Source organism: Acinetobacter sp. CE-15, from assembly GCF_051059255.1.
GTDB lineage: Bacteria > Pseudomonadota > Gammaproteobacteria > Pseudomonadales > Moraxellaceae > Acinetobacter > Acinetobacter guillouiae.
The window spans coordinates 4,505,394-4,526,859 of record NZ_CP192737.1 but is presented as its reverse complement, the minus strand read 5'-3'; the positions used below and the strand labels follow the sequence as shown (position 1 = coordinate 4,526,859).

Genomic DNA, 21,466 nt, shown 5'->3' with positions numbered 1-21,466 from the left:
ATCCTCTTATTTCTTGACCTTTTGGGGACGTTGATAATTTTCTTTCGAAATTTGTTTTGCACGTTCAAATGCAAGACTGTTGTCTGCTACATCATGGGTAATCACTGAACCCGCACCTGTGGTTGCGCCATGACCAATTTTAATCGGTGCAACCAGTGAGTTGTTGGTTCCAATAAAGGCATTATCACCAATGATGGTTTTGTGTTTATTGGCACCATCATAATTACAGGTAATTGTACCTGCACCGATATTTGAACCCGCACCAATTTCTGCATCGCCTAAATAGGTGAAATGATTGGCTTTTGAACCTAGACCAACAGAAGAGTTTTTCACTTCAACAAAGTTACCGATATGAACTTCATCTGCCAATTTTGCGCCTGGACGTAGTCGTGCAAAAGGACCAATGTGTACATCTGCACCAATTACCGCATCTTCAAAAACACTATATGGTTGAACTTTGGTTCCTGCCGCAATTTGGGTGTTTTTGATAATACATCCTGCACCAATTTCAACGCCATTTCCGAAAGTACATTGACCTTCAATAATCACATTAATATCAATACGAACATCAGTACCCGCCGTGAGTTGACCTCGTAAATCAAAACGTGAAGGGTCAATCAAATGCACGCCTTGCTGCATCAGTGATTTGGCTTGATAATTTTGAAATTCACGCTCTAATGCTGCAAGTTGAATGCGATCATTTACGCCTTCAACCTCAAAAGCCAATTCTGGTTGAATGGATGCGATTTCCATACCATCAGCTAAAGCCATTGCCACGATATCGGTCAGGTAGTACTCGCCTTGAGCATTGTCATTGCTGAGTTTCGGTAACCATTCATGTAATTTGGTATTGCTGACACAGTAAATACCTGTGTTGATTTCTTTAATTTGACGTTGTTCATCAGAAGCATCTTTATGTTCAACAATCGCTTGGATTTTTCCATCCTTACGTACGATACGACCGTAGCCTGTAGAATCTTCAAGCGTTAATGTGACTAAACCGATGCCTGTTTGACTGGATACATCAAGCAAACGTTGTAGGGTACTTTGTTGTACACAAGGCACATCACCAGAAAGGATCAAAGAAATGCCGTCTTGGGGTAAAACAGGTAAAGTCACTTTAACTGCATGACCCGTACCAAGTTGTTCTGTTTGCTCTACCCATTGAATATTTTCATGTGCAAATGCATTTTGAACCAGATCACCACCGTGACCAAAGATTGTAATGATATTTTTTGCTTGTAATTGTTTTGCTGTTTCAATCACATGACCGAGTAGTGGGCGTCCTGCTAACGGTTGGAGTACCTTGGGTAAACTAGAACGCATACGTGTTCCTTTACCTGCAGCAAGAATGATCACAGTTGTAGACATATCACACCTAACAGATCTGGCTTAAGCCATTTTAAAATATAAATAAATCACGATACATATTGCTGCCCAGAGGCCTGCAATAATATCGTCAAGCATGATCCCAAAGCCACCATCAACTTTTTGGTCAATGACACGAATAGGCCATGGTTTCCAGACATCAAATAAACGGAACAGTGCAAATCCAACCAGTGCCCAAATCCAATTCATTTGCCCTAAATAAATCAAAGGCAGGAACGTGATTGATTGCCCAGCAAATTCATCCCAAACAATACGCCCATCATCATGCACATGGATAATCTCTGCGGTTTTCCCACAAATCCAAATACCGACCAATGACATGATTATGATGGCCAATATGGAGCCATAAAAACCAATTGCAAGCCAAATCGGAATAAACAAAAGCGCAAACGCTGAGCCAAATGTACCTGGTGCTTTAGGCGCTAAGCCTGAACCAAAGCCCACACCGCAGAACACAATAAAGCGTTCAGCCCATGTCATACTTTTAAAGACAATCGGAGGTTTATGCAAAGTGTTGGTACCCTTGAAGTTGAAGTGGATGGTCTAAGCCATCTTTCTCAAATACAATCCCAGATTTTTGTGTAACTTGGCCGATGATTGTAGTGGTTACATTTGGTTTTAATTGCAAAAGTTTAGCATAATTTTGCATAGTTATTGTAAAGCATAACTCATAATCATCTCCGCCCGCTAAAGCATATTTCCATTGCTCATTGTCGCTGAGTTGCCTTAAAGCTGGCTGAATCGGGAGTTGATTTAAATTTATTTTTGCACCGACACCAGAGGCATCTAAGATATGCCCGAGATCTTGAGCAAGCCCATCTGAAACATCAATCATACTGGACGCCAAGTCTTTTAACATGGCGCCTAATTCGCAGCGCGGTGTTGGGTAATCTAGACGTTGTTGTAGGGGATGTCCTAAATGTTTTAGCCCAAAAGCGGCATCACCAATTGAGCCACTGACTACAATTAAATCATCGACTTGTGCGCCAGAACGGGTAATGGCTTTGCCTGTTTCAATCCAGCCCAGTGCGGTGACGGTAATGGTGAGATGTGGACTTTGCGTGGTATCACCACCAATTAAACGTACGCCAAATTGATCGCAACAATCATATAAACCCTGACTAAATTGTTTTAGCCAGTCATGATCAATTTGGGATAGGCTCAATGCGAGTAAAATACTGTGGGGTTTCGCACCCATTGCAGCAATATCTGACAGATTGACAGCAACAGATTTCCAGCCAATGGCATGTGGAGAGGTTTCTAAGGGAAAATGTCGACCAGCGACAAGGGTATCTGTGCAAATCACCAATTGATGATTCAAAGGTGGGGAGAGCAGAGCTGAGTCGTCACCGACGCCTAAATCAACATCAGTTTGCTGCTGACGATTGAAATAGGTCTCAATAATTGAAAACTCAGCCATGTAAAAACAACTTATTTGCTTTGTTGCTTTTCTGCTTCACGCAGGCTTGTTGCTAAACGATCTAATACACCATTGATGTATTTATGACTGTCAGCACCACCAAAGTGTTTTGCCAGCTCAATGGCTTCATCGAGTACAACTCGATAAGGGACTTCAAGATGGTCTTTGAGTTCGTATGCACCTAAACGTAATGTAGCAAGTTCTACACCGTCTAATGCACTCAGTTCACGATCCAGAACAGGAACAAGTAAAGCATCCAATGCTTCATGGTTTGCGATCACGGCTGTGAGCAACTCATGATAATAGCCGAGATCCACTTTATGCATTGCGTTTTCAACACGGGTACGTGCTTCAATTTCATGCACTGGGTTGTGGCTCATTTGCCATTCATAAATCCCTTGCACAGCAAAGCGACGTGCTTTACGTTTTGCTGCATAAGTAGCTTGGAGTGTTTGCGACATGCTTTAAATTGCCTTTAACAGGTTAACCATTTCAATAGCAGTAAGGGCAGCTTCACCACCTTTATTACCTGCTTTTGTACCAGAGCGTTCAATCGCCTGTTCAATACTATCCGTAGTCAATACACCATTGATTACAGGTAAGCCAGTATCTAAACCAACTACACCTAAACCTTTGGCACATTCACCTGCAACGAAGTCGAAATGTGGCGTACTACCACGAATCACTGCGCCAAGTGCAATCACTGCATCGAATTTACCAGAAGCTGCTAGTTTTTTAGCCACAACTGGAAGTTCCCATGCGCCCGGTGCATGAACGACAGTGATATTATCGTCGCTTACACCATGACGATGCAATGTATCAATTGCACCTTCTAATAAATGTTCAACAACAAAGCTGTTAAAACGACCAACTAAAATCGCGTAACGGTCTTCGCTCGCGAGATGTAATAAACCTTCAATTCGGCGAATCGCCATGGCAACCTCGATAATTTAACAGATAAGTGGTTGTACCGACTGCTTTTATTTCCCGACTAAAAACCTAATTGAGCAATAAATGCAGTCTGATTAAAAATTATTGACCAGTTTTTTGGTCAGCAGTGATGTATTCCACCACTTCTAAATTAAAGCCTGATAATGCATTGAAACGTAATGGTGAGCTAAGAAGTTTCATCTTTTCAACACCAAGATCACGTAAAATTTGTGCACCAACACCAATTGTTTGGTATTGCTGTGAAAGTGCAGCATTTGATTTTGTTGGTTTTGGCTTACCAAGTTCTGCCAAAGCAGGGCCTAAGTCAGATAGATGACGTTGACCAATCCAGACCAAAACCCCTCGATCACTGTCGGCAATCGTTTTGAGTGCTTTATCAAGGTTCCAAGCAGGCTCACCATCTTTTTTATTGAGTTTCAATAAATCACGTACAGGATTGAAACCATGTACACGGACAGTCGTCACCCCTTGTTTTGGTTCACCTTTGACCAAAGCCAAATGAATGTCTGGATTACCAATTTCACGGTAACGGTATAAATCAAAGGTACCGTATTCAGTATCTATACTTTGTTGATCCAAACGTTCTACGGTTTGTTCATTGGTCATACGATAATGAATCAGATCAGCAATTGTACCAATTTTTAAGCCATGTTTCTCAGCAAATACTTCAAGATCTGGACGACGTGCCATCGTGCCATCTTCATTGATAATTTCACAAATCACCGACGCAGGCTCTAAACCCGCTAAACGAGATAAGTCACAGCCAGCTTCAGTATGTCCAGCACGGTGTAATACACCACCTGGTTGTGCCATCAATGGGAAGATATGTCCAGGTTGTACAATATCAGCAGGTTTGGCATGTGCTGCAACGGCAGTTTGAATGGTATGGGCACGTTCTGCGGCAGAAATACCAGTGGTAATACCATTTGCCGCTTCAATAGAAAGCGTGAAGTTTGTACTGTGTTGTGCGCCATTATGGTCGACCATTAATGGTAGATCGAGTTGCTTACAGCGGTCACGACTCAGTGTTAGGCATACAAGACCACGAGCATGGGTGATCATAAAGTTGATGTCTTCAGGGCGTACGTGTGTTGCAGCAATGACTAAATCGCCTTCATTTTCACGATCTTCGTCATCCATCAGGATAACCATTTTACCTGCACGGATATCTGCTACAAGCTCTTCAACAGTATTGAGCGGCATCAACCTTCACCTTTTTGTTCTGTCGTATGACATTTTCATTGAGTACATTCGGAGCATAGTCTAACGTGTTTTTACGTATTTTGCCTATGCTTATCATCTTCCTTTGAGATAGATAGTTATACACAAGCTTGTAGGGCAATGAAAAGAGAAGAAAATTGATTTATCGTGATTTAGTATAAAGATCAGACACTCATTTCGAAAAAAATAAGATTAACTTATCGGAAATTGAGCGTAATAAAAGAAAAACCCTCGCACTTTAAAAAAGAGGAGGGTTAATAGATGGTAAATATTTAATTCTCTGAGATTGCTTCAGAATTCGGTGTATTTTTCTTACCTTTTAAAATCTCAGTACGAATATTTTGTGCAAGTTCAGCACAGTCATTATTCATACCATTGATCATAAATGAGTGACGGGTCAACACATTGGTTGGATTTGGTAAGGCAACCAATTGATAACAATCACCAATATGCTTGAGTTGATCATTGCTTAAATACAATGCCATTTCTTTGGCAATTAAATGATTCACCAAGCGCTCAGCCGCTTGAGATGCATCAAGTTGCATCGCTTCTACTGAGGTGGTGACTGCACAACGTGTCTGTAACACAAAGCGTTTGTCTTCACGGTAACGTTTATACAGAACTTCTGACAATAATTGAAATACCGAACCAACCATTAATATAGATTGTGCTGCATTGGGTGTTTCAGCATCAATACTCAGGATTGCGCCATTCTGATTAAACTCTTGATGAATGGTGAAATCTTTTGCATTCAATTTGAAATGCTGTGCGCAAAGTTCAATACTTTTATTCAGAAAAATCTGACATAAATTAAAATAAGGCAGTGAAACCGACTGGTTGACCGTATTCATCAGTTGCTTTGGATCATAGTACTGAATATTCAGTGCCAAAATCTCTTGGTCATTTTCCAGTGTCGCGGTTACAGGCGTTTTGGGTTCAGGTTTTGCTTTGGCTTGCGCTTGTTGTTGAGCTTGCGCAATCGCAATCGTGCGGTTGGCTTTCTCAGCTTCAAGTGCTTCAGTCAGTTGTTGAATCTCGTGTTTTAAACGGGCTTCATTGTTGATGCGAGCCAAAAATTCACTGCGCGTTGGGCGAGCGATGGCACGGTAGGCCAACCATAAAAAGGTATGAATTAATAAGGACACTAAAATAGCCAGCCATTGGGTCCGTAAAATTTCACCAATACTTGGCTTGATCAAGGTAATTTCAATTGTGCCGACTTTTTTCTCGTTCTGTAATGCATCACGAACAAAAACTTCACCTTGACGAGTTTTTGCCATACCACTGGTTGCCAGCACTTGTTTTTTAGCATCCAGTATTCGAATCGAAGCCACGCTTGGATTGGTCGCATAGCGATTTGCCAACAGCGCCAATGACACCGTATTTGCGGGTTCGAGTTCAGATAGGCTGTCCGTGACCAATTGGCTGGTCATGAGTTGGCCTTGGCTGGCACGGTTTTCATTTAACTGATGTGTTGTTGCAACTACCAATAAAAAGGTATGAAATGCAAAACTTACAATAAGTAGGCTAGCAAATAGCCCTTGTCTTGGCGCATTCAACGTAAACTTCCAAAGCAAAAAATTTCGATTTCGATTATGATTCTTCCAATTGTTGTAGCTCAGACCCGAGTCAATTCATGCGAGAAATCATTCTTATTTCATTTTTAGGACCTGACCAACCCAATCAGTTTACTCGATTAATGCAAGTGTTGTCCGTACATTCTTTGCAAATATTAGATGTAGGACAGGCGGTCATCCATAATCAATTGACTTTAGGTATTGTAGTGTCGTCAAACGATCAAACTGCAACAGCTTTAGCCATGAAAGACATCCTTATTTTAGCACATGATATTGGTTTAACTGTTCGTTTTAAGCCGATTTCAGGCGCAGAATATGACCAATGGGTGAGTGAAGGTGGGCGCACACGTTATATCGTGACCGCTTTAGCACCAGAGCTCACAGCCGAACATCTACAAGCGGTAACCAATATTGTTTCAAGTCAAGGTTTTAACATTGAAACAGTGACGCGCTTGTCGGGTCGTCCCGAACGTAATGGACACCAAGATGGGCTGAAACGTTCATGTGTTCAATTCGGTTTGAGTGGGCAAATGCTGGATGCACAGGCGATGCGTGCCGCATGTTTACGGCTTTCTGCTGAATTAAATATTGATGTCGCGGTGCAGGAAGACAATGCCTATCGCCGTAATCGTCGCTTAGTCTGCTTCGACATGGACTCAACTTTGATTGAGCAAGAAGTGATTGACGAACTTGCTAAAGAAGCAGGGGTGGGCGATAAAGTCGCTGAAATCACTGAACGTGCAATGCAAGGGGAGTTGGATTTTCAACAAAGTTTCCGTGCACGCGTTGCGTTACTTAAAGGCCTTGATGCCAAAGTATTGCCTCAAATTGCTGAACGACTAACCGTGACAGAAGGTGCCGAGCGGTTAATCTCGACACTGAAATCATTGGGTTATAAAACTGCGATTTTATCTGGTGGTTTTCAGTACTTTGCTGAATATCTACAAGAAAAATTGGGCATTGATGAAGTGCATGCCAATATCCTTGATGTTGAAAATGGTGTTGTGACAGGTGAGGTTAAAGGCCATATCGTTGATGGTGCGCGCAAGGCGTATTTGTTAACTGAGTTGGCTGGGAAAATGGGGATTTCACCGGAGCAAGCGATTGCGGTTGGAGATGGTGCAAACGATTTGCCGATGCTTTCAATTGCAGGGCTCGGAGTCGCATTCCGTGCGAAACCTGTGGTTCGTCAAAATGCCAATCAAGCCATTTCAAGTGTAGGCCTAGATGGTGTGCTTTATCTTTTAGGCGTCCATGATAAAGATTTGTCCCGTGCTTAAATGACATGGGTTATATTGCAGAATCATGACAAATAGCGACTTTAAGTCGCTATTTTTTATTTGAAAATGAATCACTTTGCTGCCATTCGCGCTCAATAAAACAGCTTGATAAAAATATTCGTTTTAGAACTTAAAAAAAGTTTTTCAGGGATTAAAAGCTGTGTGTATTTTTTTGTAATGACACTGCATGATTGATGGTAATTAGATTGTGAGAAAAACAGGATTCTTAAAAAATGTAATGACAAATGAATGTTGCGACAAAGTGTGTCGTTTAAGCAGAAAACAGCGCTTTCCTTCTCTTAAAAACTATACATAATGCAAAGCATAAGCTTCTATAAGGTGATTTAAGAAAAATTATAAAGCTTGAAATTGTTGTGAAACACCTATTTAAACGGTTTTTTTATAAGGCATCATTTTGACGGAGGTTGTTATGGTATCAACAACATTTGCAACATTGATTGGATTCGGTCTAATTGCTGCAGCGTTGGCTACCGTTTTCTTTTCCCCTTATCGTCATTGGTTAGGGTTTATGTTTGCAGGCATGATCTTCTGGGGCACCTTGGAAGCAATGCGTTATAGTGTACAGAACATCTTTGATATTTCGGTCGCATATAGCTATTTAACCGCGATTATGTTGGCGATGTCAGCATTGATTGCACTCTTATTGCGTGAAGACAGTCGTGCACAAAAAGCATTGGCAAATCGCCAATATATTGAACATACCCCAGTCTATGAAGATGAATAAGTTTTGAGTGAAAACTTCAGTCAATATGAACGCTAAGATAACAATAGTGACTTTAATTACACGAAAAAAATCAATTTAGACATTCCAAGGTATATCATAATGGTATACCTTTTTTTCAGTTTATACTTTGCTCTGAAAGCCATGTCTACGCAATGACAAGTTATGCTAGGATGAGCAAATTCGAATCTAATTTAAAAAACAACAGGCTTAAATGTCATGAAACTTTCTGCAATTCCAGTTGTGAAGTTACCAATCGTTGATGCAAGTACAGATCCACTGGATTTGCTTGTATTGGGTTTAGCACTTCGTATGAAACAATTGGCTCGTATCAGTCCAAAATTTATTGAATTGACCCATGACCGTCAGTTCCGTATTCAGATTGGTACCGACTTGGGCGTGGCACGCCAAATTATTGTGAACAATGGTCAAATTGATACAGTTTCAGGTGCTGAACAAAAAGCTGATTTTGTTTTACAGTTTGCTGACAGTGAGCAAGGTGTAAAAACTTTGGTAAAAGGCGATCCAACGGCTTTTATGACGGGTATGCAAAACGGCAGCATCAAAATGGAAGGCGATTTCAGTTTGTTGGTCTGGTTTAACCAAGTGGCTAAACTGATTCCACCAAAAGTTCCAAAACCAGTAAAAGACAAAATTAAATTGGCACGCCAATTCTTAAAAGAGAAGATTGGACGCTAAGCGAATCGAAAATCTTAAAAAGCCCGATCAGATCGGGCTTTTTAAGATTTAAACATTGGCATTAAGCTCAAGCTTTTGATTATTCAGCTTTTAATTATTCAACTTCTAAGTTAAAGGTCACAGGCCCATCATTGACCAAATGCACTTTCATATCCGCTGCGAAAATACCCGTCTCAACATTTTTAAATTGTGATCGAGCATAATCAACCAATTGTTGATACAGTGTCTGGGCTTCAGCGGGCGGCATGGCTGGCCCAAAGTCTGGACGCAAGCCTTTTTGCGTTTGTGCCATTAAGGTGAATTGAGAGACCAATAAAATCCCGCCATTGGCTTGGCTGACGTTCCAGCCCATTTTGCCTTGCTCATCATCAAAGAAACGATATTTCAAAATTTTATCAATTAATTTTTGACCTTTTTCAAAATTATCTTCCTTCGCTAAGCCTAGAAAAACCAAAATTCCTTTTTGAATTTCGCCAGTGGTTTCACCATCAACAACGACTTTGGCTTCTAACACTCTTTGTAATAATGCGCGCATATAAACAATAAGACTAAAATACGATAGCGCTATTCTAACAGGGAAAACCCATCAAGATGATGCGAGTACGCTATTGGTGAAAAGTTGAAGCTATTGATAAGCTTTTGAATAAAAATAGAATTTATAAAATTATCATGTGAGTAGATAAATTGAAAAAATAATTCTGCTGAGATTTCTGTTGAGCTTAACTGAAAATATAGTTCATCACTTATAAATGATTACGTTATCTCAGTGAAAAATATGCTTTAATAAAAACAGCATAGCGAAATTAAAATAGATATGGCGCCAATCATCCAATCCTTGCTCGATACAGATTTATATAAATTTACCATGTTACAAGTGGTGCTACATAAATTTCCTCAAACGCACAGTGTGTATCACTTTCGCTGTCGTAATCTAGATGCTACGGTTTATCCCCTGACGGATATTCTGGATGACTTGAACGAGCAGCTTGATCATCTCTGCTTACTCAAATTCCAAGAAGATGAATTGCAATATTTACGCAGTATGCGTTTTATCAAAAGTGATTTTGTCGACTATTTAGAATTATTCCAACTCAAACGCCGTTTTATTAAAGCGGGTATTGATGAACAAGGTCGTTTAGACATTTGGGTTGAAGGCCCAATGGTTCAGGCGATGATGTTTGAAATTTTTGTTCTGGCGATTGTCAATGAACTTTATTTTAGCCGGATTCGTAATGATGACATTTATGTTGAAGGTGAACGTCGTCTATACGCCAAAGTTGAATTATTAAAGAAATTTGAACAACAACAAGGCACACAGGCTCCTCCATTTTTAGTCTCAGATTTTGGTACTCGTCGTCGTTATAGTCTAGATTGGCAAAGACATGTGATCCAGACCTTCCATGCAGCTGTACCCAATGTGTTTAGAGGTACCAGTAATGTCCTTTTGGCAAAGGAATTAAATATTCATCCCATTGGAACCATGGCGCATGAGTTTCTACAAGCATTCCAAGCGCTAGATGTCCGTTTAAGAGATTTTCAAAAAGCAGCTTTAGAAACCTGGGTACAAGAGTATCGTGGTGATCTGGGCATTGCCTTGACCGATGTGGTTGGTATGGATGCATTCTTACAAGATTTTGATTTGTATTTTGCCAAGTTATTCGATGGTTTACGTCATGACAGTGGTGACCCATTTGAATGGGGCGATAAAGCTTATCAGCACTACCGAAAACTGAAAATTGATACCAAAACCAAGATGCTGACCTTTAGTGATGGATTAGATATTGAGCGTGCGTGGGCGTTATATCAATACTTTAAAGATCGTTTTCAAGTTAGTTTTGGTATTGGTACCAATTTGACCAATGATATGGGGCAAACGCCACTCAATATTGTGTTAAAACTGGTGGAGTGTAATGGTCAATCTGTGGCGAAAATTTCAGATAGTCCCGGAAAAACCATGACGGATAATGATACTTTCTTGGCTTACTTACGACAGGTCTTTGAAATACCTGAAGTTGTCGAAGCAGTGAAAATTGATATCTGAATTTTTGCTAAAAGAATGTGAAAAATCAGCATATTGCTAAAAAACACTGTGCTAAGATCATTTGTGCTCAAGGTCTTAAAATAGAAAAACGTATGACTACATCAGCCTTTAACTTCGAATTACTCATAGAAGCGGAACAACTTGTGCCATTTTTAGGGCATGACAAAATTCGTATTGTCGATCTAAGTCGTAGCTCTGTGTATGATCAATTACATATTCCACATGCCTTACATGTTAAACCACAACTGTTGGTTCGACAGGAAGAACAAGCTTCAGGGTTATTGCCCGATGAGGACGGTTTAAAAGCGCTGATTGAGTATTTAAACATCTCTCCCGAACATCATGTTGTGGTCTACGATGATGAAGGTGGTGCTTGGGCTGGGCGTTTGATTTGGAATTTACATTGCCTTGGTTTTTATAATACTAGCCTCCTCAATGGCGGAATTCATGCATGGTTGGCAGCAGGCTACCCGACTTCGGCTGAAGCGGAAAGCTTTAGCAAAGTTGAACCCTTAGTTACTGTCAATTTACAACATCTTGATCAACACCGAATTGAATATGCCAAACTGTTGCAAAAGGTTGAACAGCAAGCGATTCAAGTTTGGGATTGTCGAACTTCAGAAGAATATACAGGACAGCGTTTAGCAGCGCGACGCGGCGGTCACATTCCAAGTGCACAACATTTTGAATGGAGTACTGCAATTAATCGTCAAAATCATTTAAAATTGCATCCTCTAGAACGCACGCAACAACGTCTAGAACAATTAGGCTTTCAATTTGACCAGCCTGTGGTGGTGTATTGTCAGTCACATCATCGTTCTGGTCTGGCTTATATCTTGGGTCGGTTATTGGATTGGAATATTCAAGCCTATGATGGTGCGTGGAGCGAGTGGGGCAATCGCCTCGATAGTCCAATTATTACTGGAGAATCACCTGCGTGAGTCTTACATCAGCGTTAAAAAAACAAATTTTTATCCAAGCACAAAAAGTCATTCCGCAACAGCAACTCAGCCGTGTTGTTGGTAAAGTTGCAGCCAGTGAAAATCCAATTGTTAAAAATTTAGCGATTCAAGCATTTAAAGCACAGTACGGGATAGACCTTTCTATTGCTGAGCAAAGTGATGCTTTAAAATATAAATCATTCAATGAATTTTTTACCCGTGCCTTAAAAGACGGTGTTCGAGAAATTGACGCAGATCAGACCAGTATTGTTTCTCCAGCAGATGGTGCAATTTCTCAGTTGGGTAAAATTAAAGATGGTGATGTCTTTCAGGCCAAAGGCCAAAGTTTTTCTGTAGACAAACTGATTGGCGATCCGCAATTGGCTGCACCATTTATCAATGGTGAATTTGCCACGGTTTATTTGTCACCACGTGATTATCACCGTGTCCATATGCCATTTGCAGGAACGTTGACCGAAACCTTGTATATCCCTGGTGAGTTATTTTCAGTAAACCAAACGACAGCAGAGAATATTCCTGGTTTATTTGCGCGTAATGAGCGTATGGTATGTTTGTTTGATACCGAATTGGGACGTATGGCGGTTGTTCTCGTGGGTGCAATGATCGTGGCAGGAATTGAAACTGTGGCGACTGGCAAAGTAAAACCAACAGGGCGTTTAGAGTTAAACCAGCATGATTTAGCCTTAGAAAAGGGTGCTGAACTTGGACGTTTTTATTTAGGTTCAACCGCAGTTGTATTGTTTGAACAGAATAAAATCACTTGGGATGAACAGTTTAAAGCCAATTCTATTGTGGTGATGGGTGAAGCTTTAGGACATCAAATATAATAGAGATCAATGGATCATTATATTTTTCAAATGGTTGATTGAGATTAACTCTGTATCACTTTGAGTAACAGAGTCAATCTCACAAAGCCGAATAAGATTTGATGTAAGCCTGTTATAAGCGGTTCTTTTCCGCCTTAAAAGAAACGACTTTCCATTCAGAGACTCGTCCGTCTTGTCCAAATTTAATCTTCCATTCCTTCCACCAGACATTGGAATAACTACACATATATTGGATCACAACACCTTGATCCATGCCTTGTCCACATTGTTCGGTTGTTATTCCCATATCGGAACGTATCCAATAAAAAAATAATTGACCTCCATCCTTGTCAACGCCAGTCGTATAAGGCTTTCCCCATACTGGACCGTATTTTCCTTCACGAGTGGTATTCATCATCTCATTTGCAGTTTTCCCTGTTAGATTGTTGTAAGAGAGTTTTGCCATGGTCGTGTCACAGCCACTTAGTAATAATCCTAAAACAGCTGCAATAGAAAATTTATATTTATTCATTGTAATGTCCATTTTTGATTTGTTGATATTTATGAATAGATTTTTATAAAAATAGCCGATGATAAAATAACGCTTAAAATCAGATATATTTCTCAATATATTTCACTAGTGTGACTTGGTCAACATTAATATAAGTAGGATTTATTTTTATAATCTAAAGTCATTTATTCAACTTGATCTCGAATTTTATTATGAAGACATACAGCACACGTCTAAGAATAGATTTTCGTTATGGCATAAGTGCTTTTTGAGGAAAACGATTTTAAAAGTTGGACATCGATTTTTTAGTATTAATTTCCAAATATACTTTTGCCGAGTCAAAGCATCTTTCCAATGGTAAATACACAAGCAGTGTGAGCTATTTGGTGGTTCTTTCTATGTAATAGCAACCTGATAAAAATGTGCGGCTAAATCTGGAATAGATTTTAGATTAATTTCGATGCATTGAAATAAGACAGCTTTAAAGCCTGTGCATCTGCTAAGGCATTGTGTGGGTTTTCAGAGGCAACATGGGTTTCGATTGGATCCTGCATCCATAACTGCATGGTCAGCGGAGGTGTTCGGATACATTTTCCTGCAGAAAGTACCAGACTACGGGTAAACAAGGCAAAGTCTTCTGGCCAATCTGCCACAATTTCAAGACTTGTATATTGAGATAAATAAATCTGTAAGTGACTTTGAAATTGCGCTAATGAAATCGGTTTTTGATTTAAACGAGGCATGACATGGTCTTTAACCCAAGTAATTGGGTCAGCGCATTCTAAAACTTCATAAAAATGTTGATTATTCTCATCAACCAATGCCAGCGAAATTAAATCACCGCCAAAGCCATTAAACTCACAATCTAGAAATAGTTTCATTCGAATTAATCAAAAAATCAAATATTAACCTGCAAAATCAAGGCGCTCTTTGGGGAAAACCACTCTAAAAATAGACCCCCGATTTTCTTTAGAATCAATTTCTAAATACGCATTATGTTGCATTAAAACATGCTTCACAATGGCAAGCCCTAAACCTGTTCCACCTGTTTGGCGGCTTCGTGCACTGTCTACACGATAAAAGCGTTCGGTTAAACGTGGAATATGTTTTGGGTCAATCCCGATCCCGGTATCTTCAACAGTGAAATAACCATGTTCACTGTCATCATGCCAGCCGATTGTAACAGTGCCACCTTTAGGGGTGTATTTAATCGCATTGGTGATTAAATTACTAAACGCACTGGCAAGCTCTGCATCAGAGCCAATTAAGTCACAATGACTGTCGATATCTAAATTTAAAGTATGGCCATAATCGACATTGTAGGCTTGTGCATCATCAAAAAGCTGATTCATCAAATTTGGCATATCGATGATTTGATTTTTTGCAACTTGTTTATTGCCTTCCAAACGTGAAAGCAAGAGTAAGTCATTGACCAACGCATTCATTCGACGTGTTTGCGATTGCATCTGTTCAAAGGCACGTTTCCAGCGCGGATTTAAATCTTCTTGGTCGGTAAAGGTTTCGATATAGCCACTGAGTACAGTTAGCGGAGTACGAAGTTCATGTGAAATATTGTCAACAAAGTCTTTGCGCATTTGTTCCAGATTATGTACACGTGTGACATCGTAAGCGACGAGCAAACGACTTTCACTACCAAAACGTGTCAGTTTAATCTGTACATAATGCTCCTCATAAACCGAAGATTTTATTTTAATGCCATCTGGAGATTGGTCGATATTATTAAAATATTCAATAAAGCTCGGCTGGCGGATAATGGTCAAGATATTACGACCACGATCTAGCGGTTGAATGCCCAACAGTCTTTCAGCAGCAGGATTCCACCATTCAATTTGATGTAATTCATCCGTTAAAACCACAGCTTCAGCTAAAGCAATCAGTGAGGATTGCGCACGGTCAATCAATCCGACCATTTCAGCTTGAACAACCCGTTCTTGGCGTTGAGCACGATAAACATTAAAAAGCAGCGCTCCCCAAATACCTTCTAGATTGGGTGGAGAGTCGTAAGGACGATTTGAAATCCACTCATTCACCAAGTATAAAGAGCGTAATTGAAATAGAAAAAAAACAGCAAAACCAATGGAAATACAAATCCAAAAATACCCTATCCCTAAACCAATAAATCCGCCAATGATGAGTAAAAAACCAAGCAGGCGTAAATCTTGTTTTGCAAATTCCCACAAGCTACTGTAACGGAATTTTTTATGTTCTCGTGCAAGATCTGGGACGGGGTAGGGTTCATACATAGAAATTTATTTACCTTGAGAATGCTTAACCTAAAGCAACATCTGCACGGGTAGAGAAGCGATAACCCGTTCCACGTACAGTTTGTACGTAGCGATCAGCACCATAAGGTTCAAGCACTTTACGTAAGCGGCGGATGTGTACGTCTATGGTACGGTCTTCAATATACACGTTACCACCCCAGACCTGATCAAGTAACTGGGCACGTGTATAAGCACGTTCAGGATGTGTCATAAAGAATGCCAATAGGCGGTATTCTGTTGGACCCATTTCTAAAATATTATCACTAAAACTAACACGTTGGCTCACTGGATCAAGTATTAATCCATTGGCATCAATGGTTTTTTCGCCACTGAGTGCATTGGCACGACGAAGGACAGCTTTGATACGCGAAACCAATTCACGGGTAGAGAATGGTTTGGTCATATAGTCGTCTGCACCAGCATCAAGACCTTGAACTTTATGGTCTTCTTCGCCACGTGCTGTCAACATGATGACTGGAATTTCTGCCAAGTTTTCATCACGTTTTAAGCGACGACATAAGTCTACACCGCTCACACCGCCAGGCATCATCCAATCGAGTAAAATCAAAGATGGTCGTTGGTCAACAATCATTTGATGGGCTTGTTTTGCATCTTCAGCTTGCAGGCATTGAAAACCTGCCATATCCAATGAGGTATGAATCATTTCTCGAATCGGAAGTTCGTCATCGACGATTAATATATAGTCATCTTTCACAACGCAATATCCTATGTATGAACGGTGTACCGTCTTTTATTTATGACAGGCTTATTACAAAGATTAATTATGACAGTATCATTGCAAAAAGAAGATGTTGACGAATTTTTGCAAAAAAATGTGACAAATAATCGTCGATATGATGAATAATCCATGACATTTTTAAATAAATGTTCCATTTTGAGAAAAGAAATTTATTTAAACTGAACATAAAAATACGCTATTTGATAGTTTTGTGACGATTTTATGACAGGGTCATTCAGGCTAAAAAGCTTATTTAGATGAAAATGAATCAATCAGCGATATAAATACAATTTCACATGCTGAGACAATTTCTTCAAGCGATTGTTTAAATCCGCCCATGACCCAGCGAACCGCAATTTGAGTCACATAGCCATTTAAACCTGTGGCTACCAAGGAAATTTCTTGTTCACTACGTTCAATATGCGGCATCATCAGGGTGACAAAGGAGTGAATTAATCGGTCAAAACGGCCCATCGTTTCATGGATCGTGGCATGATTATGCAGCTCTTGAACCAGCATGGCATCGATATAAATAATACGCGCCACACGTGGATCATTTTTTAACATGGTAAAGATTGCAGTTAAGCCACCACGGATCATATTTTTAGGATCAGGTGCTGCTTGCATGACGCCTTGCATCACGGTTTGTTGTAATTGTTCAATCAGTTGTAGAAAGATGACTTGGAACAGTTCTTCACTTTTTTTAAAGGACTCATAAAAATAACGTTCAGTTAGCTTGGCTTCATTACAAATATCTTTGACGGTGACAGAAAAAAAGCCATGTGTACCATAAGCTTCAATCCCTGCTTCGATCAACTTTTCTCGACGTGCAAGTTTCCGCTCAGATAAGGACATGCCTTTAAATTGACGCTCTTTGGCAGCTTTATTTATAGTTTTCTTTTCAGTGGAAAGTGGCTCATTCATTGTAAAAAATTACTCGTGTCATATTTGATTGTCACAAAGAAGCGCTTATTTTAGCAATAAAAGCCATTGAAACCTATTCTAGAATTTTTGTATAAAAAAACATCGGCTAAATCATAATATAATATTGACAATAATGATTGTCAAAATTATATTGAGCAAGTGAGCTGCACATCACTCTGAATGCTTTGTGCGGGTTTAAAAAAGGATAGACAATGAAAAATTTTAAAAACAAAGTCGCTGCAATTACTGGTGCTGGCTCTGGTATGGGACAACAACTTGCTATTTTATTGGCAAAAGCAGGTTGTCATTTATCCATTAGTGATGTGAATGAAAAAGGTTTAGCTGAAACTGTTGAACTGGTCAAACCGTATAATGTTCGTGTGACCTCGAAGAAAGTGAACGTTGCCAAAGTTGAAGAAATGCGAGCTTGGGCTGCGGATACGGTGCAAAATCATGGTTCTGTAAACATGATTTTTAACAATGCTGGTGTAGCTTTAGGTTCTACCGTGGAAGGTGCATCTTATGACGAACTAGAATGGATCATGGATATCAATTTCTGGGGCGTTGTATACGGAACAAAAGAATTTTTACCTTATATCAAGAAAACAGGTGATGGGCATATCATCAACATTTCGAGCTTGTTTGGTTTAACCGCTCAACCGACTCAATCTGCATATAATGCATCTAAATTTGCGGTACGTGGTTTTACTGAATCATTACGTCAAGAATTAGATATCGAAAAGTGTGGTGTATCAGCGCTATGTGTTCACCCAGGCGGCATTCGTACCAATATTGCAAATGATGCGCGTATGAATGACAGTTTACGTTCTTTGGGAATGAATCCTGACAAATCAGCAAAAGCATTTAATAAACTATTACGTATGCCACCAGAAGATGCTGCTCAACAGATGTTGGATGCTGTACTAAAAGACAAACGTCGTTTGCTTATTGGAAATGATGCAAAAACTTTGGATTTAATTCAGCGTATTTTACCGACTGGATATCAAAAAATTACAGGTTTTGCGACCAAGTTTAGTAAAAAGCTAGAACCAAAATAATTGATTTATAAAATGAAAAAACCGTCAAGCTGACGGTTTTTTTCATTTTAGACATCGCGAATTAGACATTGCGAAATAATCTGTTGAATGAGAACTCAACATCCATCCATTTAAATTAAGATCTCAATCGTTTTCTTTTTCCAAACAAATTGATAATACAAACCTTGCATGAGACATAGACTGAAAAAGGTCAGTGCAAGCGCATACCAAATGCCTTGTAAACCAAACCACTGACTAAATAAATAAGCACATGGAACTTCAATGAGCAGAATGGATAAAATATTAAAAATCATAGGAACAGTCACGGTTCCGCTAGCCCGCATGATTGAGGCAAAAATTGCACTTGCACCAAAAAATATAATCGACCACAGCACGATAAATAATAATTGTTGACCCAATTCAATCACTGATGGATCTGTAATAAACAACGCCATCAAATATTTTGAACAAATATAGGCCAAGAGTACCAATGAACCTGTAATCACAATATTACTCAGCAGCGCTGTTCGCGTCACTTTTGCCAACAGCTCAGACTTCCCAGCACCAATCGCTTGCGCCGCAAAGATGGAACCTGCAATGGCAATCGACAATGCAGGGAATTGGATATAGTTGAGCACTTGGTTGACTGCACCATATGCCGCTGTTGCATGTGCACCATGTTGGTTAACCAGTCCAATCACCACCAGACCTGCGACCGAGTTGGTCACCATTTGAATACCTGTCGGCACGCCCAAGCGCAAAATACTGCGACTAAATTGTGGGTGATAGCGGATATGTTGGATTAACGCTGAATCTGGTCTTAAAGCATGATCTTTTTTATTTAAATAGATATAGAGGAAAGCTAAGGTCGAAATAAAGCCTAATCCACTGGCAATCGCTGGAGCAATAATGCCAAGCTTAGGTAGACCAAAATAACCGCCAATCAAGGCTGGGGTTACAATCACACCCACAATGATCGTCAGACTTGAAGCCATTAAGGGTGTGGTACTGTCGCCCACACCACGTAAAATAGAGGTGTAGGTGATGTAGATGAATAGAAAAGGACTACTCATTAGCATCCATTGAACATAGGGCAGTGCAAGATGCATGATTTTGGGATCTATACCCAAAAGCAATAGAATTTCTTTGGCAAAAAACACCCCTAAAAAGGCAATGATTGATCCACCAATGAGGGTCATAAATAACAATGCGCCAACAATGGTACGCACTTTTTCGATATCTTTGGCGCCCCACGCTTGCCCAACCAGCACAGTTGCACCTGTAGATAGACCAATCACAAAAGCCAGCAATAAAAATAGAATCGGGAAAAATACCGAAATCGCGGCAATCGCTTCTACACCGAGCATCTGCCCAACAAAAATGGTATTAATTGTTCCAGACAGATTTTGCAGAATATTGGTTAGAATCAGTGGGCCAAGGAAGATTAAAAAAACCTTCCAGAATTTGGGTTGGTGAAGCATATCGGGACGAGCTGGCATCTTTTATTCTACTGTCTATTTCGAGTGTCTTTATCTTATTGATAATATAACAAACGCTGGGTAAAAAGCCTGAGTATTTGAGTAACTCAGGCTTTAATTTTACAGAGATGATCTGTATGGATCGGGATTAAATTTGATTTAAAATTTCACAGGCCTGAATTAAAGTTTGTTCCTTTTTGGCAAAACAAAAACGCACTAAACGTAAGTTTTCAGGGGCTTGCTTATAAAAAACAGAAACTGGAATCGCCACAATTTTATGTTCTTCCGCTAAGAATTTACACATCTCTACATCATTTAAATCTGGGCGAATTTGGCTGTAGTCAACATTTTGAAAGAATGTGCCTTGAGAGGGGATTAAACTGAATTTTGAATCCGCAATACCTGAAATAAACAGGTTACGCTTTTGCTGATAAAAGCTTGATAAGCCATCAATATGTTCAGGATGTTGTTGCATAAAATTGGCAAGTGCCATTTGCACGGGGGTTACCCCACAGAAGTTGGCAAATTGATAAATTTGACGGAATACTTTCATGAGCTCTGGTGTCGCAATGCAATAACCTGTTTTCCAACCTGTCACATGAAAGGTCTTACCAAAAGAACCCACCACAAAACTACGATCTCTGAGTTCTGGAAATGACAATGCCGAATAATGTTTTTCGCCGTCAAAAATTAGATGTTCATAGACTTCGTCTGAAAGCACAATAATATTTTTATCTTGAATCAGTTCAATTAAATTTAGCCAGTCTTGTTTAGACCAAATCGCCCCAGTTGGATTGTGTGGAGTATTTACAATGACCATACGGGTTTTATCTGTAATCGCAGATTTGACTTGATTCCAATCTACAGAAAACTCAGGCGCATTGAGTGGGATATGAATGGCTTTACCACCGACCAATTGCACGCTCGGAGCATAACTATCATAGCTAGGATCAAAAATAATCACTTCATCATCTTGGTGGATGATGGTTTGTATTACGCTAAAAATCCCGATCGTTGCCCCCGGGGTGATGGTGATTTCGGTTATGGGATCGAGTTGTAATTGATCCCGTTTTAAAAACAATTGAGCCAGTTGTTCTCTTAGCGCTAATAAACCATCGCCAGCTGCGTATTGGTTAAAACCGTCTAATGTGGCTTGGCTCAGTGCTTGTAGTAATGCAGGTGGTGCGTCAAAGTCGGGGAAACCTTGTGACAAGTTAAGGGCGTTAAGACGATGTGCCATAGCGGTCATGATGCTAAAAATGGTGACGCCTTGAGCAGGGAGTTTGGAGTGAATTTCGATCATGACCAGACTGATTTTATAAATGCATTAGCGGCAGTTTAGCAGGTCGTTTTAATGAGCTGAATAGGATTAAGTAATCTATTGGTTAGGGGGCGATGGGAGTT

The 21,466-nt window shown here is 39.9% G+C and carries 22 protein-coding genes; 7 read left to right on the top strand and 15 right to left on the bottom strand.

Translation table 11 applies throughout. From position 1 onward, the window contains the following. Positions 1-6: 6 nt before the first annotated feature. The 7 genes from glmU to ACQ7EO_RS20885 all read right to left on the bottom strand — a co-directional run bounded on the left by glmU (position 7) and on the right by ACQ7EO_RS20885 (position 6,540). Positions 7-1,371 carry a bifunctional UDP-N-acetylglucosamine diphosphorylase/glucosamine-1-phosphate N-acetyltransferase GlmU gene (glmU, locus tag ACQ7EO_RS20915; RefSeq protein WP_244014593.1) on the bottom strand — a complete coding sequence of 455 codons (1,365 nt, stop codon included), beginning with the start codon at positions 1,369-1,371 and terminating at the stop codon, positions 7-9. Between the two features lie 21 nt (positions 1,372-1,392). Then, positions 1,393-1,869, bottom strand: coding sequence for a phosphatidylglycerophosphatase A family protein (locus ACQ7EO_RS20910; protein ID WP_016539097.1), 477 nt, complete (start codon positions 1,867-1,869; stop codon positions 1,393-1,395). A 22-nt stretch (positions 1,870-1,891) separates the two neighbouring features. After that, positions 1,892-2,809, bottom strand: coding sequence for a thiamine-phosphate kinase (gene thiL / locus ACQ7EO_RS20905; RefSeq protein WP_004818314.1), 918 nt, complete (start codon positions 2,807-2,809; stop codon positions 1,892-1,894). A gap of 11 nt (positions 2,810-2,820) precedes the next feature. Then, the gene (gene nusB, locus ACQ7EO_RS20900) at positions 2,821-3,270 is read right to left on the bottom strand and encodes a transcription antitermination factor NusB (protein ID WP_004718751.1); all 450 of its coding nucleotides are present in this window, start codon (positions 3,268-3,270) and stop codon (positions 2,821-2,823) included. 3 nt (positions 3,271-3,273) lie between these two features. Next, positions 3,274-3,744: a 6,7-dimethyl-8-ribityllumazine synthase gene (gene ribH, locus ACQ7EO_RS20895; RefSeq protein WP_004718750.1), complete on the bottom strand. Its 471-nt coding sequence runs from the start codon at positions 3,742-3,744 to the stop codon at positions 3,274-3,276. A 97-nt stretch (positions 3,745-3,841) separates the two neighbouring features. After that, positions 3,842-4,963: a bifunctional 3,4-dihydroxy-2-butanone-4-phosphate synthase/GTP cyclohydrolase II gene (gene ribBA / locus ACQ7EO_RS20890; RefSeq protein WP_004818315.1), complete on the bottom strand. Its 1,122-nt coding sequence runs from the start codon at positions 4,961-4,963 to the stop codon at positions 3,842-3,844. Between the two features lie 290 nt (positions 4,964-5,253). Next, complete coding sequence (locus ACQ7EO_RS20885; protein WP_004818317.1) at positions 5,254-6,540, bottom strand: hypothetical protein; 1,287 nt, start codon at positions 6,538-6,540, stop codon at positions 5,254-5,256. A gap of 77 nt (positions 6,541-6,617) precedes the next feature. Between ACQ7EO_RS20885 and serB the strand changes: the two genes are divergently transcribed. The 3 genes from serB to ACQ7EO_RS20870 all read left to right on the top strand — a co-directional run bounded on the left by serB (position 6,618) and on the right by ACQ7EO_RS20870 (position 9,279). After that, positions 6,618-7,838 (top strand): phosphoserine phosphatase SerB, encoded by a 1,221-nt coding sequence (gene serB / locus ACQ7EO_RS20880; RefSeq protein WP_434278618.1) that lies wholly within the window; start codon positions 6,618-6,620, stop codon positions 7,836-7,838. 430 nt (positions 7,839-8,268) lie between these two features. Further along, positions 8,269-8,583 (top strand): ciprofloxacin tolerance protein AciT, encoded by a 315-nt coding sequence (aciT, locus tag ACQ7EO_RS20875; protein WP_004818318.1) that lies wholly within the window; start codon positions 8,269-8,271, stop codon positions 8,581-8,583. 216 nt (positions 8,584-8,799) lie between these two features. Continuing rightward, positions 8,800-9,279: an SCP-2 sterol transfer family protein gene (locus tag ACQ7EO_RS20870; protein WP_434278617.1), complete on the top strand. Its 480-nt coding sequence runs from the start codon at positions 8,800-8,802 to the stop codon at positions 9,277-9,279. A gap of 94 nt (positions 9,280-9,373) precedes the next feature. Here the strand turns inward: ACQ7EO_RS20870 and dtd are convergent, their stop codons facing one another. Then, a complete protein-coding gene (dtd, locus tag ACQ7EO_RS20865) occupies positions 9,374-9,814 on the bottom strand; it encodes a D-aminoacyl-tRNA deacylase (protein WP_434278616.1) in 441 nt (146 codons plus the stop codon). 279 nt (positions 9,815-10,093) lie between these two features. Here dtd and pncB point away from each other — a divergent pair, with 279 nt between their 5' ends. The 3 genes from pncB (at position 10,094) to asd (ending at position 13,109) form a co-directional block, all read left to right on the top strand. Beyond that, a complete protein-coding gene (gene pncB / locus ACQ7EO_RS20860; protein WP_434278615.1) occupies positions 10,094-11,320 on the top strand; it encodes a nicotinate phosphoribosyltransferase in 1,227 nt (408 codons plus the stop codon). A 92-nt stretch (positions 11,321-11,412) separates the two neighbouring features. Continuing rightward, complete coding sequence (locus tag ACQ7EO_RS20855; RefSeq protein WP_035371610.1) at positions 11,413-12,261, top strand: sulfurtransferase; 849 nt, start codon at positions 11,413-11,415, stop codon at positions 12,259-12,261. Beyond that, positions 12,258-13,109: an archaetidylserine decarboxylase gene (gene asd, locus ACQ7EO_RS20850; protein WP_004718731.1), complete on the top strand. Its 852-nt coding sequence runs from the start codon at positions 12,258-12,260 to the stop codon at positions 13,107-13,109. Before ACQ7EO_RS20855 ends, asd begins: the two co-directional genes overlap by 4 nt. A 112-nt stretch (positions 13,110-13,221) precedes the next feature. Here the strand turns inward: asd and ACQ7EO_RS20845 are convergent, their stop codons facing one another. From ACQ7EO_RS20845 to ACQ7EO_RS20825, 5 genes are all read right to left on the bottom strand, one after another. Further along, complete coding sequence (locus ACQ7EO_RS20845) at positions 13,222-13,620, bottom strand: hypothetical protein (RefSeq protein ID WP_034611157.1); 399 nt, start codon at positions 13,618-13,620, stop codon at positions 13,222-13,224. 425 nt (positions 13,621-14,045) lie between these two features. Next, positions 14,046-14,480 (bottom strand): hypothetical protein, encoded by a 435-nt coding sequence (locus tag ACQ7EO_RS20840; RefSeq protein WP_434278614.1) that lies wholly within the window; start codon positions 14,478-14,480, stop codon positions 14,046-14,048. A 24-nt stretch (positions 14,481-14,504) separates the two neighbouring features. Beyond that, on the bottom strand, positions 14,505-15,863 hold the full coding sequence (gene phoR / locus ACQ7EO_RS20835; RefSeq protein ID WP_004718725.1) for a phosphate regulon sensor histidine kinase PhoR: 1,359 nt from the start codon (positions 15,861-15,863) through the stop codon (positions 14,505-14,507). A gap of 25 nt (positions 15,864-15,888) precedes the next feature. Next, complete coding sequence (gene phoB / locus ACQ7EO_RS20830) at positions 15,889-16,599, bottom strand: phosphate regulon transcriptional regulator PhoB (protein WP_004718724.1); 711 nt, start codon at positions 16,597-16,599, stop codon at positions 15,889-15,891. Positions 16,600-16,872: 273 nt separating this feature from the next. Next, on the bottom strand, positions 16,873-17,547 hold the full coding sequence (locus ACQ7EO_RS20825; protein WP_004718721.1) for a TetR/AcrR family transcriptional regulator: 675 nt from the start codon (positions 17,545-17,547) through the stop codon (positions 16,873-16,875). A gap of 212 nt (positions 17,548-17,759) precedes the next feature. Between ACQ7EO_RS20825 and ACQ7EO_RS20820 the strand changes: the two genes are divergently transcribed. Then, entirely contained in the window at positions 17,760-18,605 is an 846-nt protein-coding gene (locus ACQ7EO_RS20820; RefSeq protein ID WP_004818325.1) for an SDR family NAD(P)-dependent oxidoreductase, read from the top strand. A gap of 110 nt (positions 18,606-18,715) precedes the next feature. Here ACQ7EO_RS20820 and ACQ7EO_RS20815 read toward each other — a convergent pair whose 3' ends face one another. Both ACQ7EO_RS20815 and ACQ7EO_RS20810 read right to left on the bottom strand, forming a co-directional pair. Then, positions 18,716-20,083: an MATE family efflux transporter gene (locus tag ACQ7EO_RS20815; RefSeq protein ID WP_004718718.1), complete on the bottom strand. Its 1,368-nt coding sequence runs from the start codon at positions 20,081-20,083 to the stop codon at positions 18,716-18,718. Between the two features lie 127 nt (positions 20,084-20,210). Then, a complete protein-coding gene (locus ACQ7EO_RS20810; protein ID WP_434278613.1) occupies positions 20,211-21,365 on the bottom strand; it encodes a methionine aminotransferase in 1,155 nt (384 codons plus the stop codon). Positions 21,366-21,466 lie beyond the last annotated feature (101 nt).